The following is a 14,270-nucleotide window of genomic DNA, read 5'->3' as shown; positions in this document are numbered from 1 at the left end:
TCAGTTTTTATTTCTAATTAAATACACGCCAAGCGCGGCACTGGCAATAATCGGTAATAACACCATAAAAAAAGGTGAAAATCCCGTGCTTAGACTGACAAACCCGACCAAATCTTGCAGATAACTAAATACCAAGCCAAATAAAAGAGCGATCACAATACGATAGCCCAAGCTTTGGTTACGCAAGGAGCCAAATACAAATGAACAAGCAACCAACACTAGCGATAGCATGGCAAGAGGCGCCAATAGCTTTTTCCAAAAGGCAACTTCATGCTCCAGTGAGCGGCGTTTGTCTTTGGCTAAGAGCTGTTGGTGTTGCCATAATTCGGTCACTGACATGTTATCAGGGCTGCGTGTTAACAGATAAATCGCTGACGGCTCAATGGGTAATTGCAGCGTCATAGTCGGTATGGTAGTCAATTGACTGTGCCCATCGGCGGCGATGGTTAATTGTTTGATTTGTTGCAGCTGCCAGCCCGATGTCTTATCAGCGGTATTTTGACTGACAAAGCTGCCGGTATCGGCCTGCAGCACTTGTTGGATATGGGCGTTGTCGTCTAGCTGCCAAACTTTGATATTTTTGAGCTCGCCTTTGGTATTAGCATAGTCAATATTGATGATGCGGTTGGCTTGTTTGTCCCAATAACCATTGATGGCACTTGATAGCAAAGGCTTGTCATGTTTGACTTGGTGCGCTAACTGATTGCTAGTTGGCACTACATACTGGCCAAGTAATAGACCGATAATGACAAAAAGAATCGCTGGTTGCATCACCCAACCGACTATTTTAAAGCGGCTGATACCTGCCGCTTGAATCACCGTCAGCTCACTGGTGTTGGCAAGCAAGCCTAGACCTACCACTGCACCTAATAGCGTGCCAAATGGCATATAGTCGAGTAAATCACTGGGTGCACTATAGGCAATAAAACGCAAGGCATCTAAATAATTGTAATGATCATTAAGATCCTGCAACTCTGCCAGATAATCAAAGACGACTTTAAGGAGCCAAAGACCAATAATGGCGCCTGCCATGGCAAAAAGCGCTTGTTTTTTAACGTAACGAGATAAAATCATGACTGACCGCCTGCGGACAACTGACGACTGTGGCGACGATAGCGGACACGATGTACCACGCGGCTTTGCCAATTTAACAACAATGCAAATGCGATAAAACCAACGATTAGCCAAATATACGCGTACTCACTAATGCTTTCTTTACCAATGGCAGTGCGTAGTGAAATGATACTAATCGCACAGCTAGCAAATATGAGCACTGAAGGTAACAAACGAAGCCAGCGTCCTTGACGGGGGCGTACCTGTGCAAGCGGGGTAGCAAGCATCGCCGCAATGATAATCAGCCACGGCATGGTAAAGCGATAGCCCAGCTCGGCTTTGACTTCGGGTTTTTGGGTATGGGCGAGCAGTTTGGCAGTGGTTTGGGTTTCAACATTGGTTTCGGTAATTGTTTCGCTGGCAGGTTTTTCTAGGGTAATGCGATATTTTTCAAAACTGGCTTGGTTGTATTTGGCGTTGTTGGTGCCAAGCTCATAGCGACGACCCTGAAACAAATCCAGCTGCATTGAGCTATCCGTGTCTTTACTGGGTACTTGATAGGCGCGCGTGGCGGTGATGATAACATCGTTTTTGGCGATTTTGCCGCTTTTGTCGGTTTGCTGTTGCACCACGTATAGGTTTTTGAGTTCACGTTTTTCTTTATTAAACTCATCGACATACAGGTGATAGTTGCCACTGCTGATAAAGGTTTTTGGACGCACTAAATCAAGCAAACTACCGAGCGACTGGGTTTGCCAAATCTGCTTACTGTTAGACAGTCCCCATGGTTTTGCCAAAAGACTAATTCCCATTTGAAATATAAATAACCCAGTAATCAGCGGAATCATCAAACGCGTCAGACGACCGCGACTGATACCACTGGCAAACAGGACGCTCATCTCCTGATCCACGTACATACGACCGAGCACGAGCATCAGTGCGATAAAAAATGACAGCGGTAAAATTAGCTCAAGAAAGGTTGGAATGTTATAGCCAATAATGGCAAATAGCAAACCCACATCCAGCCTGCCTTCTGCAGCGATACCAAAATAGCGTATTAAGCGACCGCCAAGCATCAGCGCCATCAGAAATAACAGCACAATCGCAGTATTAGCGGCGACTTGTTGCGTCATATAGCGTCGTAATATCACAAGTAACCACCTAATATTACTCAAAAATTAATCAATTCAAACAGCTAGGGAAGTAAATGCCAATATTGTACGACATCATACCATTGAGCGCATCTGTTAATCGGCTATTTTAGCGCGTTGCCGAGAGATTATGAATATGAATACTGTAAGGTAACATTTCACAATGACTTTTCACCACCACTTTTTACAGCCGCTTTATCAAAGCCAATTTTTACAAAGACTTTTTACAACCGCATTTTACCCTACACAATGACGCCTGCTATTCCATCACGCAGTGATAACCCAATGCTATAACCCAAATACCATAATAGGTATGCTATGATAATAGTTATTTCTTGATGACAATAATTAAGGAGCTTAAATGAGTTTGACATTGACACTAGCGACCGCGCTTAAAAAAACGGTCAAGAATAGCTATCACGTGGTATTGGTAGATGACAATAGCCAAACTATGGGGCAACTAACGAGCGAACTACAAACCGCTGTCAGTCGCTTGATTGAAGCAAGTCGTTTTAAGGGTAAGCTTGCCGATACCGCAATCAATTATGGTACTGACAACAATGTGGGTTTATTGTTGGTTGGCGTGGGCAGTCAAGATAAATTAAACGGCGGTAGCTTGCAAAAAATTGCCAAAGCAATTTATGCAAGTTTGAGTCGTCTTACCAAATCTGCGGTGATTAGTTTAGGCGATAGTATGGATGAAGTGAGTTTTGGTCAGTTTGCATTAGCCCTGTTGAATCAAAGCTATACCTTTGATATTTATAAATCGCAAAAAGCGGATAAACCGACGCTAAAAGACGTGACCTTATTGGTCAGCGCAGACAACCAAGCCGCGTTTGACGCCCTGCTACAGCTGCAACAGGCGACTGCCCAAGGTCAATCACTCACCAAAGATTTGGCAAATCAGCCACCGAATGTGTGTTTCCCTGCCTATCTTGCAGAGCAAGCGCAAAGCTTGGCCAATCAATACCCAGAGCTATTGACGGTCAAGGTATTGGGTGAAAAAGACATGCAGCAATTAGGGATGAACTGCTTTTTGGCAGTCGCTCGCGGCTCCGCGCATGAAGCTAAGCTGGTATTACTTGAGTACAATGGCAAAGCCGCCAAAAAAGACAAAAACAGCAAAACCAAAGGCAAAAAATCAAGCCTAGAGCAACCGATTGTACTGGTGGGTAAAGGTATCACCTTTGACAGTGGTGGTATCTCACTCAAACCAGGTTTGGGTATGGGTGAGATGAAATACGACATGGGCGGTGCGGCTGCAGTCATGGGGATGATTAAAGCGCTATGTGAAGCGCGTCTACCGCTGCAAGTCGTTGGCGCACTCGCTTGTGCAGAGAATATGCCTTCAGGAACAGCGACTCGCCCTGGTGATATCGTCACCGCCATGAATGGTAAAACCGTGGAAATCCTCAATACGGATGCCGAAGGTCGTTTGGTACTGTGCGACACCTTGGTGTATGTGCAGCGCTATCAGCCAAAAGTGATTATCGACATGGCAACCTTGACTGGGGCGTGTATCGTGGCGCTGGGTTATGTGCGCTCAGGTCTATACAGTAACAATGAAGATGTGATTTTTGAGCTTGAACAAGCTAGCGAATCAGCGTATGACCGTGTTTGGCACATGCCACTGGATGATGACTACCAAGAGCAGCTTAAATCCAACATGGCAGATATGCAAAACATTGGCGGTATGCCAGCAGGGTCAGTCACAGCGGCGTGTTTTTTATCGAAGTTTGTCGAAGATATTCCTTGGGCGCACTTGGATATTGCAGGGACAGCGTGGCAGTCGGGCAAAGAGCCAACCGCAACGGGTCGTCCAGTGCCGTTGTTGATGCATTATCTCTATCGCCAAGCTACCCAAGATGCAGTTTAGGTGATAGGATGCTGACCACCCCATGATGGCATCACAAATTAGTTTTTATATTTTATCCCCGCAAAAAAAACAGCTGGCGTTCGTCTGCCAGCTAATTTCAACCGTGCTAGCCAAAAGCGAGGATAGCATTATTGTGGTGGCAGCGTCCGAGCTATTACCCTCACTTGATGAGCGACTATGGTCATTGAGTGATGTGGCATTTATTCCCCACCAAATTATCCAGCGACTTGATGCCTTTTACCACCAAAAACTCCCTGCCAGTGTGGTACTTACTGATAATATCGAACTTGTCACCCAATTTGATGGCGTCGTCATCAATCTCACTAACGAAGCAATTGTAGATACCCAAGCTAGCCGCCTGCTAGAAGTCATCGACGCCGCCCCCGAACAGGTTGAAAGTGGTCGTCAAAAATACCGCGTTTATCAAGCACAATTACAATCACTAGCAACCAACAGCGCACCTGCCATCCAAGTTTTTCAAATCCGATAACCTCTCTACCCAACACTTTGATAGAGTTAAGTTGACAAGTTGACGATTTTAAAAATAATTTATGCAAATTGTTAAAAAATGTTAATATATCAGCCATTTTTGCGGTGAAATATTAAGAGGTTATTATGTTAAAGCTTATCCAAGCGTATCAGCGCGTGGGGTTGGTGCCTTTGATTGTGATAGGGCTGATACTTGGTATTTTAGTCGGTTCATTAGCCAATCCGACTATCATCGGCGGTTTATCGATGAGTGTGGCGCAAACCATCTCAATTTTGGGTGCGTTGTTTGTCGGTGCGTTAAAAGCGATTGCACCGTTGTTGGTGTTTATCTTAATCATTGCCGCTATCAGTCAGCATAAATCAGGCACTCAGGTCAATGTCCGCTCAACCTTGGTGCTGTATATGGCAGGTACGTTCTTGGCAGCTTTGACGGCGGTAGTAGCAAGCTTTTTATTCCCAACCGAATTGATTTTAAAAGCCGGTGAGGTCAGTCAGACGCCACCGTCATCCTTAGCAGAAGTGATAAAAGTACTCTTGACCAACATGGTGGAAAATCCTGTCAAATCGATCGTCAATGCCAACTACATGGGCGTGCTATCTTGGGCAGCAATTTTGGGTCTTGCCTTGCGCCATGCCTCAGACCATACCAAGCAAATGATTAACGATTTGGCAGAAGCGGTCTCAAGCGTGGTCAAATGGGTGATTTGGTTTGCGCCATTGGGTGTGTTTGGCTTGGTGACACAAACCATCGCTGAAACGGGGCTGTCGGTGTTATTAAGTTATGCCCGTTTGTTAGCAGTGTTGGTCGGCTCTATGGCATTTATCGCGTTGGTTGTAAACCCATTGATTGTATTTGTCAAAACCCGCAAAAATCCTTATCCACTGGTGTTTACCTGTCTTAAAGAAAGTGGCATCACCGCCTTCTTTACTCGCAGTTCAGCTGCCAATATTCCTGTGAATCTAAACCTTGCGCATAAGTTGGGTTTGCATGAAGATACCTATTCAATCACTATCCCGTTAGGTGCCACCATTAATATGGCAGGGGCAGCGATTACCATCAATGTCATGACATTGGCAGCGGCACATACGTTAGGTATTCATGTGGACTTCGGGTCTGCGCTGTTGTTAGCGGTAGTATCTACCTTAGCCGCGGCGGGGGCATCGGGTGTTGCAGGGGGTTCATTGCTATTGATACCATTGGCCTGTAGTTTCTTTAATATTCCTGATACCATTGCCATGCAGGTAGTCGCGATTGGCTTTATTATTGGGGTAGTACAAGACTCGGTTGAGACAGCACTCAACTCATCAACGGACGTGTTATTCACCGCGGCAGCAGATCCCAAATATGCTGCTTATCACCGCTAAAAGTTGCTAAAGATTTTGAGTCATATAACAATAAAAAAGGTATTCAGAGTGTCTTTTTTATTGACCAAATAATCAATCCACTAATTAGCCACAAAAAAAGATGCCACGCAGGCATCTTTTTTTATAAAAATCGTTTAACAATTAGCGATTATGGGTTTACTACAACGGGTACAGTTTGTACGTCAACAGGTACGGTTGTCGTTGTTGAGGCAATCGCTGTGTTATCATCAACCGGTTGCACGGTGACTGATTAAACCGCAGGACCTGTTTGGGTAACTTGCGCTACTGGTACCACCCAGGATTTGATTGGGCATTTCTAGGCGCGACTGGCGCAACAGATTTGTTGCTGCTTTCGTCGATTTTTAGGTCAGCTGGGATATCAATGTTTACTTCACTGGTTCTTGGAGCTACTTTGCTGCCTTTTTTAGCCTTGGCTGAAGCTTTGGTGCTGTGAGTATTTTTTGATGCTTTTGTGGATTTTTGGGTAGCTTTTTGGGGTTTTGCTTTTGCCGTTGCTACGTTTTTGTGTGTGGTAGTCGATTTGGTCGTAGTTGTTACTTTAGTCGCTGCTTGGGCACTCACGGTAAGACCTGTTGCTATGACTAATGCAGTAAGTGTTGTGGCTAATTTTTTCATAATTTTTTCCTCATTGTTGATTGCTATACATGCGTCTATAGTTATTCTATAGTTATATAGGTAGTTAGTATAATTCCCAAATATGACAGTATTATAAAGAGAATAATGGTCAAGGAAATACTAAAAGCCTAGATGCCATTATAAAACAATCATCGGCCGCAACAATGTAAGGATTAGGGACAAAATGTTGAGAATACGTAAATAAATCCTAATGCCATTAAGGAAGTTATTCGGTAGCGTTAACAATCAGTGAGCTTATCAATGCAAAGAGGTAAATTTTTATTGTAGGCTAAATTCTATGGTCTAGGCATAGGGCGGGAGCAAAAGACAAGTAATCTGACGGCATTAACAAAGCTACAGCTCCATTAACACAGCATTGCAATACTTACTAATGCTTACCAGAAGCATGAACATCATTAACCATGCATGGTTTTTTTTTGCACTTTGTTATACACAGGCTATGAGAAAGCCACAAACCTTACAAAAGTGCTCGATACAACGCTATAGAATTATTTTAATATGTACTCATGCAATAAAGCATAGGTTAACAGGCTTTAACTAAAACTAAAATGTAAAGCGTTAAAGTATCTAAATGCAAAATGTCTAACTGCAGCGCATGACATTTAAAACAATAAAAAAAGGAGAATTATCATGTTTCGTTGGGCTATTATTTTTGCGGTAATCGCACTCATTGCGAGTTTCTTAGGGTTTGGTGGTGTCGCAGGTCTATCAGCAAACTTGGCATATGTGTTCTTGGCAGTAGCGGTAATTTTATTTATCATCGCCTTTATTAGCCGAAAAGTTTAGACACTAAAGTAATAAGATAAGATATGTCTATTTAATTTGGTATGATCGTACCAAACACGCTTAAAATAACCTTTTACTATATGAAAATACGTTTGTTTGATGCAACGTGTTAAAAATTAAAAGGTTATTTTTTTTTATCAGAATTTTCATTCAAATATAGCTTTGCCTCGTACGCCAGCAATGCCAGTAAGGCAACCAAAAATGGCATGATGTAATACAGTAATCTAAAAATCAATAATACCGCCAGCATCTGCGTCCGATCGACTTTGGGCAAAGCCGTAATCATAACCACTTCAAATACGCCCAATCCCCCAGGGACATGACTTAAGATGCCGATTGCCATTGATTGAATAAACGCAGAAAAGGTCGCCCAATAACTGATATGCTCAGAAGGCGGCAATAGTAAATATAGTACCAACGCCACGGTACTTAAATCTAAAATGGCAATTGCAATCTGTTGCAGCACAATTTTGGCGGGCGGTAAGTCAAAGCGCCAACCGCGAATTACCACATGTTTGCCTTGCTTGCCAGCATATACAATAATCGCAGCAATCATACTTAACATGGTGATGCCAAGCATCCGTACATATAAAGTATGATCAAAGATGCCAAGCGATTTATCCAGTTCAGACAATAGTTGAATGGTAATCTCAGGATGGCTAGTCAAAGACGCCCCAATCAACGTGGTAATGCCAAAGGTAAACGCCATCGACACCATCCAGACGATGTTGGCAATTTCATTATGAGTCAGATTAAAACGGCGATAGTTACGATAACGGATACCACTCGCGGTGACAAGATTGAGTCCAATGGTGTGACTAATGGCATAAGCGGTAAAAGAGGTGAGGGCGACATGGCGGTAATCAAGTTTTTTGCCGATTTGGCGGAGCGCAATAAAATCATAAATGGTGAGTACTAAATAACCAAAAGCCACCACGATGGCGGCGATAATAAGATGGAAGGTAGGAATATGCGCGATAGCGTCTAGAACGTCTTGATAGTGCACAGTTTCGGTCAAATGATAAAGCGCACGAATTGCCATAAAGAAAATCAATACCGTAATCGCTGTTAATGCAAGTCGCCAAACCTGCTTAAACCAAGAGCTATTCATGCATTCAACCTAATATTTTTTAGTAGACATTACAATCATTTAATCAATTAATCTTCAACATTACTTTCATTATCTTTAAACAATGTTAAATTCAGCTCGTCATCTTGCGCAGTAGGGGTTTGGTGCGCCAAACGCTGGGCACGCAGTCGTTTGAGTCGTCGGATAGTCAATAACTTAAGTACTTGCCGCTTTTGTGAGTCATTCATCAGTAGCCAAAGGTCACGCTCAGTGCGATTGCGCAAACAGCCTTTACAATAACCCTGTTTATCGAGCTCGCAGACTTGAATACAAGGACTGGCAATCTCAAATAACTCTTGCTGCTCCATCGCGGTGATAACTCCTGACTACGCCATGCCAATGGACGAGTAATCCACCTATGCAGAGATAGGGTTAACTGGGCGGAAAATCAAATAACACAGACAAAAACGTACCACCAAACACGGCTATCTAACTAACACGACAAATTTTAACGTGTTGAGACCTCGCATCGTGGCTATTTTAGCCAAGCAATGCTAAGATTAAATGTTAGCCAAATCAACAACAGTCGATATGATAATTTACTATAATTAAAAATTTGAGATAAAGCCATGCAAATTGTGTATATTCACGGACTTGATAGCAATCCAAACGCCGAAAAAGCGCAAAAACTCAAAGATTTTTGTGCCAAAAATTTCCCACAAATCAAGGTTGTTGCGCCCGATTTGAATCGTTCACCCAATGAGTCGATTGCTTTAATCCAAGAAATTATTGCCAAAGACCCGAATACAGGTTTGGTCGGTAGTTCGCTCGGGGGATTTTATGGCAATATTTTGGCAAATTTGACAGGTAAAAAAACCGTATTGCTCAATCCAAGTGTGCACAGTGGCACAAGTCTCAAGCGTTTTTTTGGGGAAGATTTTGACGGTTTGCCCGATGATTATATCGGTCACGTGACCCCCGATGGTTGGCATATTAGTAAAAAAGATATTGAGTGGCTGGTAGCAAATCGCCCCGAACAATCGCTCAATCCGCAGAATTTATTGGTAATCTTGAAAAAAGGCGATGAGTTGCTCAATTTCCAAGATGCGGTCAATTATTTTAGTCAAAGCGCTTTGGAAAAAAGCAATGCCCAAAGCCATATCATTGTGGAAGAGGGTGGCGACCATGTGATGAGTGATTTTGAAACCAAACTACCGCAAATCATACTGTTCTTGTTCGGCTTGCCGTTGATTAAATAAAAAATGTTGGTCAAAAGTTCAAGCATTAACCTAGAAAATGGGTTTGCGTCATATCACTAGCTATATCTACTATTTGTATTTGTTATGAATCATTTAAAATTTTAAAAAATTAAGGTTGTTATGAGTAGTTACACATCCACATCACTTGAAGTATTAGAAGGTCTTGACCCGGTACGCCGTCGCCCTGGCATGTACACTGACACCACACGTCCCAACCACCTTGCCCAAGAAGTCATCGACAACTCAGTGGACGAAGCCCTTGCAGGTCACGCCAACAACATTACTGTCATTCTACACACCGACGGCTCGCTGTCAGTCGAAGATGACGGACGCGGCATGCCCACCGACATTCACCCCGAATTTAAGCAATCGGGCATTGAACTGATTTTGACACGCCTACACGCAGGCGGTAAATTTTCTACCGACAACTACCAAGTCTCAGGCGGTCTGCATGGGGTGGGGATTTCAGTCGTCAATGCTTTATCGCACAAAGTCGATGTCACTGTGTGGCGAAATGGCGAAGTGTTCACCATGCAATTTGTCGATGGCAATGCCGTTGCTCCGCTGGCGGTTGCGCCGTCTTCTAACAAGAAAAAACGCGGTACGTTGGTGCGGTTTTGGGTCAATGAAACATACTTTGATTCACCAAAATTTAACATCAAACAACTCAAACATCATCTTAAAGCCAAAGCCGTGTTATCGGCAGGGCTGACCATTACTTTTATCAATGAAATTGACGGCGACAAAGACGTTTGGCAATTTACCGATGGGCTATCGCAATATCTCACTGAGCAACTGGTCGAAGAAACCACCTTGCCAGAACAGCCATTTGTGTTTAATTACGACGCCAAAAAAGGCGAGCGAGCAGGTTTAAGCTTTGCCATTTGTTGGCTTAGCGAGGGTGGTACGCCTGTGCAAGAAAGCTACGTCAATCTGATTCCTACAGCACAAGGTGGCACCCACGTCAATGGACTACGCACAGGCATTACTGACGCGTTAAAAGAATTTTGTGAACTGCACAATCTACTGCCGCGCAACGTCAAACTCGCTCCTGAAGACGTGTGGGATGGGGTCAATTATATTTTATCGCTAAAATTCTCCGAACCGCAATTTAGCGGACAGACCAAAGAGCGCTTATCGAGCCGAGAAGCGGCGGGCGTGGTACAAGCCTTTGCTAAAGATGGCTTTAGCCTCTGGCTCAATCAAAACTCGGAGATTGCCAAAAAAATCGCTGAATTGGCGATTAATAAAGCGGGCAAACGCCTCAAATCCGCCAAAAAAGTTGAGCGTAAAAAAATTACCCAAGGACCGGCACTGCCAGGCAAATTGGCGGATTGTCGCGGTGATTTGCGAGATGGCGCAGAGCTGTTTTTGGTGGAAGGGGATTCGGCAGGTGGCTCAGCAAAACAGGCACGTGACCGTCATTTCCAAGCCATTATGCCCCTGCGAGGCAAGATTTTGAACACATGGGAAGTATCGCCCGATACGGTGCTTGCCAGTGAAGAAATCCACAACATTGCCATTGCCATTGGCGTTGATCCTGATTCGGACGACTTGAGCGAACTGCGTTATGATAAAATCTGTATTTTGGCAGATGCCGATTCGGATGGACTGCATATTGCCACGCTGCTGTGTGCGCTGTTTGTCAAACACTTTAAAGCGGTCGTTGATGCTGGGCATTTGTATGTCGCTATGCCACCGCTATACCGCATTGATATTGGCAAAGATGTGGAGTACGCCCTTGATAATGACGAGCTTGAGCAAATCTTGAAAAAAGTGGCAAAAAACAAAAAGCCGCAAATTACCCGATTTAAGGGCTTAGGCGAGATGAGTGCCGAACAGCTACGTGAAACCACGATGAATCCTGATACGCGACGTTTGGTGCAGCTAGACCTTGATGACCCAACTGCGACCGATAGCGTGATGGATATGCTGCTTGCCAAAAAACGTGCCAGCGACCGTAAAGTATGGCTTGAGCAAAAAGGCGATTTGGCGGAAATTGGGGTTTAATGGCTAGGCAAAAATGATTGACGTTAAGCTTACACTGATAGCGCGTACATTTGAAAGTGCATGGCTATTTGATACGTTTAAACATTATCAAGTAGATAAATCCTATGACGCTTTAGACTTTTCAAAAGAAAATGACGCTCATGATGCGATTTATCAATTTTCCCCTTCTGCCTAACATCTAACATGGGGCAAATCCGCGAATATGACTAAACTGTTGATTACCCTGCTTTTATTCTTTATCACCGCCATTGCCGAGATTGTCAGTTGTTATATTGGCTATCTGATGCTCAAACAGCACAAACCGCTTTGGCTCATTGTGCCTATGACCATCACGCTTGCCCTGTTCGTATGGTTATTGACCCTTCATCCCACCGCGACAGGGCGAGTGTATGCCGCATATGGTGGCATATATATTGCGACGGCTTTGGTATGGCTAAAATTTGTCGATGGCGTTTCTCTGACGCACTGGGACAGCATTGGCGGTTTGGTAATATTGTTGGGTGCAAGTATTATCATCCTTCAGCCCAAAAGTTTATTATAAATTCCTCCAATCAACAAATTTGCTAATTTCAGTGAACTAATGTAAACTGAAAATTTTAGCCTAGTATTTTAATTCAATCTAGTATCTCAAAGAGTATATTCATGGATATCAACCAAACGCCAGTAGACCCTAGCCAATTTGGGTCTAACGTGCCGCGCCGTCATGACCCAAAAATCGCCAAACTTGCCGCAAAATACTTAAAAATAACAGGTTGGCAAGTGGTCGGTGACGTACCTGATGTCAAACAACTAGTGATGCTCGCTGCCCCTCACACCTCCAATGAAGATGGCTGGAATGCGGTCATGGGCATTTTATCGGTTGGCATTGATTTTAAATTGATGGGTAAAAAAGAGCTGTTTCGTCTCCCGCTCATCGGGTCTTTCTTAAAATGGGGCGGGATGATTTCGATTGACCGTCAGAAAAAAGGTTCAACTTTGCAGGCCGCCATTGAGCAATTTAACCAACAAGAGCAGCTTTGGTTAGGGTTGGCACCTGAAGGGACACGCAGTTATACCGAAAAATGGAAAACAGGGTTCTATTATATTGCTGTGGGGGCAGGCGTACCCATTTTACCGATTGCGATGGACTATAACACCAAACAAATGCGCTTTATGCCTTTGTTTTACCCAACAGGCGACTATGACGCCGATTTACCCAAAATTTTAGAAAACTATCGCGGCGTTTTGGGTAAGCATTTTGAAAAAATGTCACAGCCGTTGCAAGATTTGCATGGCTAACTGTCTTAGCTACCCCATAAATTTCTTATGCTGTTTCTACGTTGAGCTACTTTTAGTTAAGGTAGCTTGATATTAAGGGCTTAACAAGTCTGCTGTCACATTCATCCCATTCATCATAGCGGGCTGATAGGGTGAAAAAAGGGGTAAAAATGCGCCATGAAAGTCCTTTTGCTGACGATACAGTCGACAAAAGGGCATAAATTTAAAGACCGTTTTGCTATCGCCGCTATTTGCCCACAAAAAAACCTAAACCTGACGATGCCATAGGTTTTACAAACTATTTCTGCTATGATAGATACAATTTTGAGACGATTTTTAAGTAGTTATTAGACCTTAATTGGACATATCAGATAGGAAATTTTATGAGCAATAATACAGTTCCCGTATTGGCAGCAGTTGTGTTAGGTGCTTTGGCATTATCACCCGTTTTTATCAAAAGTTTTGGCAATGACCCACAAGTAGCCGCCATCGGTAGCCGTCAGTTGGCTAGTAATTCAGCCGCTATCAATGCCCAAAGCAGTGAAGTGGCAAAAGTAGGTTATAGCCTAGGTTATATGATGGGTCAAAACGTCAAAAAAGACGCCAAAGACCTCAATCCTGCTGATATCAATCAAGGTATCAATGACGGTTTTAATGGTAAAACATCGACCATGACCCGTGAAGAAATGATTAAAGCGGTACAAACCTATGAGCAAAACCAAATCCAAAAACGCCTACAAGACAACCAAGCCAAAGGCGAGGCTTTCCTAGCGCAAAACGCTAAAAAAGCAGGGGTCAAAACTACCGCGTCTGGCTTACAGTATGAAGTGCTTAAAGAAGGTACCGGCGCGCAGCCAAAAGCCACAGATATCGTAGCAGTACAATATGAAGGTAAATTGTTAGACGGTAAAGTGTTTGATAGCACTGCACAGCATGGCGGTCAGCCTGCGGTATTCCCGCTTAACCAAGTTATCCCGGGTTGGACTGAAGGCTTACAATTGATGAAAGAAGGCGGCAAATATCGCTTCTACATTCCATCAAAACTTGCTTACGGTGAGCAAGGTGCCCCTCAAGGTGGTATTGAGCCAAATAGTGTGCTTATCTTTGATGTTGATTTGGTAAAAGTCAATCCACCGGCTGATGCTGCACAGCCTGCCGCAGCAGATATCCAAGCCCAATTACAACAACAAATTGAATCCATGCAGTCAGCTTCTCAACCTGCCCAATAGATGGGGTTGGCATCAGATAGGTGATTTCAATCAGCGGGGCAAGCGCAACTATTGAATTCGCTCGCCCTA

Annotated in this window: 15 protein-coding genes; 10 read left to right on the top strand and 5 right to left on the bottom strand. The window is 43.7% G+C overall.

Annotated features, from left to right (window positions below; all coding sequences use genetic code 11):
• A complete protein-coding gene (lptG, locus tag RNZ41_RS10430; protein WP_060995371.1) occupies window positions 1-1,074 on the bottom strand; it encodes an LPS export ABC transporter permease LptG in 1,074 nt (357 codons plus the stop codon).
• On the bottom strand, window positions 1,071-2,186 hold the full coding sequence (lptF, locus tag RNZ41_RS10425; protein WP_409950578.1) for an LPS export ABC transporter permease LptF: 1,116 nt from the start codon (window positions 2,184-2,186) through the stop codon (window positions 1,071-1,073). Before lptF ends, lptG begins: the two co-directional genes overlap by 4 nt.
• Before the next feature lie 379 nt (window positions 2,187-2,565).
• Here lptF and RNZ41_RS10420 point away from each other — a divergent pair, with 379 nt between their 5' ends.
• From RNZ41_RS10420 to sstT, 3 genes are all read left to right on the top strand, one after another.
• Window positions 2,566-4,080, top strand: coding sequence for a leucyl aminopeptidase (locus RNZ41_RS10420; protein WP_312177066.1), 1,515 nt, complete (start codon window positions 2,566-2,568; stop codon window positions 4,078-4,080).
• 22 nt (window positions 4,081-4,102) lie between these two features.
• The gene (locus tag RNZ41_RS10415; RefSeq protein WP_203171284.1) at window positions 4,103-4,570 is read left to right on the top strand and encodes a DNA polymerase III subunit chi; all 468 of its coding nucleotides are present in this window, start codon (window positions 4,103-4,105) and stop codon (window positions 4,568-4,570) included.
• Between the two features lie 125 nt (window positions 4,571-4,695).
• Window positions 4,696-5,934 carry a serine/threonine transporter SstT gene (gene sstT, locus RNZ41_RS10410; protein ID WP_314027244.1) on the top strand — a complete coding sequence of 413 codons (1,239 nt, stop codon included), beginning with the start codon at window positions 4,696-4,698 and terminating at the stop codon, window positions 5,932-5,934.
• 282 nt (window positions 5,935-6,216) lie between these two features.
• On the opposite strand, the gene RNZ41_RS10405 is transcribed toward sstT, so the two are convergent.
• On the bottom strand, window positions 6,217-6,570 hold the full coding sequence (locus tag RNZ41_RS10405) for a hypothetical protein (protein ID WP_065253561.1): 354 nt from the start codon (window positions 6,568-6,570) through the stop codon (window positions 6,217-6,219).
• A 651-nt stretch (window positions 6,571-7,221) separates the two neighbouring features.
• Between RNZ41_RS10405 and RNZ41_RS10400 the strand changes: the two genes are divergently transcribed.
• Complete coding sequence (locus tag RNZ41_RS10400) at window positions 7,222-7,377, top strand: DUF1328 domain-containing protein (protein WP_007115844.1); 156 nt, start codon at window positions 7,222-7,224, stop codon at window positions 7,375-7,377.
• 124 nt (window positions 7,378-7,501) lie between these two features.
• Here the strand turns inward: RNZ41_RS10400 and RNZ41_RS10395 are convergent, their stop codons facing one another.
• Together RNZ41_RS10395 and RNZ41_RS10390 are read right to left on the bottom strand one after the other, a co-directional pair.
• Window positions 7,502-8,488: a putative bifunctional lysylphosphatidylglycerol flippase/synthetase gene (locus RNZ41_RS10395; protein ID WP_314027243.1), complete on the bottom strand. Its 987-nt coding sequence runs from the start codon at window positions 8,486-8,488 to the stop codon at window positions 7,502-7,504.
• A 47-nt stretch (window positions 8,489-8,535) separates the two neighbouring features.
• A complete protein-coding gene (locus tag RNZ41_RS10390; RefSeq protein ID WP_314027242.1) occupies window positions 8,536-8,814 on the bottom strand; it encodes a DUF1289 domain-containing protein in 279 nt (92 codons plus the stop codon).
• Window positions 8,815-9,075: 261 nt separating this feature from the next.
• Here RNZ41_RS10390 and RNZ41_RS10385 point away from each other — a divergent pair, with 261 nt between their 5' ends.
• The 6 genes from RNZ41_RS10385 (at window position 9,076) to RNZ41_RS10360 (ending at window position 14,201) form a co-directional block, all read left to right on the top strand.
• Window positions 9,076-9,705: a YqiA/YcfP family alpha/beta fold hydrolase gene (locus tag RNZ41_RS10385; protein ID WP_239741277.1), complete on the top strand. Its 630-nt coding sequence runs from the start codon at window positions 9,076-9,078 to the stop codon at window positions 9,703-9,705.
• 120 nt (window positions 9,706-9,825) lie between these two features.
• Complete coding sequence (parE, locus tag RNZ41_RS10380; protein ID WP_314027241.1) at window positions 9,826-11,715, top strand: DNA topoisomerase IV subunit B; 1,890 nt, start codon at window positions 9,826-9,828, stop codon at window positions 11,713-11,715.
• Window positions 11,716-11,728: 13 nt separating this feature from the next.
• A complete protein-coding gene (locus tag RNZ41_RS10375; RefSeq protein WP_314027240.1) occupies window positions 11,729-11,890 on the top strand; it encodes a hypothetical protein in 162 nt (53 codons plus the stop codon).
• 27 nt (window positions 11,891-11,917) lie between these two features.
• Entirely contained in the window at window positions 11,918-12,256 is a 339-nt protein-coding gene (locus RNZ41_RS10370) for a YnfA family protein (RefSeq protein WP_314027239.1), read from the top strand.
• Between the two features lie 101 nt (window positions 12,257-12,357).
• Complete coding sequence (locus tag RNZ41_RS10365; RefSeq protein ID WP_314027238.1) at window positions 12,358-12,993, top strand: lysophospholipid acyltransferase family protein; 636 nt, start codon at window positions 12,358-12,360, stop codon at window positions 12,991-12,993.
• A gap of 362 nt (window positions 12,994-13,355) precedes the next feature.
• The gene (locus RNZ41_RS10360; RefSeq protein WP_096488297.1) at window positions 13,356-14,201 is read left to right on the top strand and encodes a BamJ family beta-barrel-assembly machinery protein; all 846 of its coding nucleotides are present in this window, start codon (window positions 13,356-13,358) and stop codon (window positions 14,199-14,201) included.
• Window positions 14,202-14,270 lie beyond the last annotated feature (69 nt).

It is taken from the genome of Moraxella sp. DOX410 (genome assembly GCF_032248735.1).
In the GTDB taxonomy this organism is placed as follows: Bacteria; Pseudomonadota; Gammaproteobacteria; order Pseudomonadales; family Moraxellaceae; genus Faucicola; species Faucicola tetraodonis.
Note: the sequence above shows the minus strand (reverse complement) of the source record. Positions and strands in the feature narration are given on the sequence as shown.

Excerpts from the sequence above, each read along its gene's own strand:
- lptG (WP_060995371.1), bottom strand. The coding sequence starts at position 1,074 with ATGATTTTATCTCGTTACGTTAAAAAACAAGCGCTTTTTGCCATGGCA.
- lptF (WP_409950578.1), bottom strand. The coding sequence starts at position 2,186 with ATGACGCAACAAGTCGCCGCTAATACTGCGATTGTGCTGTTATTTCTG.
- RNZ41_RS10420 (WP_312177066.1), top strand. The coding sequence starts at position 2,566 with ATGAGTTTGACATTGACACTAGCGACCGCGCTTAAAAAAACGGTCAAG.
- RNZ41_RS10415 (WP_203171284.1), top strand. The coding sequence starts at position 4,103 with ATGATGGCATCACAAATTAGTTTTTATATTTTATCCCCGCAAAAAAAA.
- sstT (WP_314027244.1), top strand. The coding sequence starts at position 4,696 with ATGTTAAAGCTTATCCAAGCGTATCAGCGCGTGGGGTTGGTGCCTTTG.
- RNZ41_RS10405 (WP_065253561.1), bottom strand. The coding sequence starts at position 6,570 with ATGAAAAAATTAGCCACAACACTTACTGCATTAGTCATAGCAACAGGT.
- RNZ41_RS10400 (WP_007115844.1), top strand. The coding sequence starts at position 7,222 with ATGTTTCGTTGGGCTATTATTTTTGCGGTAATCGCACTCATTGCGAGT.
- RNZ41_RS10395 (WP_314027243.1), bottom strand. The coding sequence starts at position 8,488 with ATGAATAGCTCTTGGTTTAAGCAGGTTTGGCGACTTGCATTAACAGCG.
- RNZ41_RS10390 (WP_314027242.1), bottom strand. The coding sequence starts at position 8,814 with ATGGAGCAGCAAGAGTTATTTGAGATTGCCAGTCCTTGTATTCAAGTC.
- RNZ41_RS10385 (WP_239741277.1), top strand. The coding sequence starts at position 9,076 with ATGCAAATTGTGTATATTCACGGACTTGATAGCAATCCAAACGCCGAA.
- parE (WP_314027241.1), top strand. The coding sequence starts at position 9,826 with ATGAGTAGTTACACATCCACATCACTTGAAGTATTAGAAGGTCTTGAC.
- RNZ41_RS10375 (WP_314027240.1), top strand. The coding sequence starts at position 11,729 with ATGATTGACGTTAAGCTTACACTGATAGCGCGTACATTTGAAAGTGCA.
- RNZ41_RS10370 (WP_314027239.1), top strand. The coding sequence starts at position 11,918 with ATGACTAAACTGTTGATTACCCTGCTTTTATTCTTTATCACCGCCATT.
- RNZ41_RS10365 (WP_314027238.1), top strand. The coding sequence starts at position 12,358 with ATGGATATCAACCAAACGCCAGTAGACCCTAGCCAATTTGGGTCTAAC.
- RNZ41_RS10360 (WP_096488297.1), top strand. The coding sequence starts at position 13,356 with ATGAGCAATAATACAGTTCCCGTATTGGCAGCAGTTGTGTTAGGTGCT.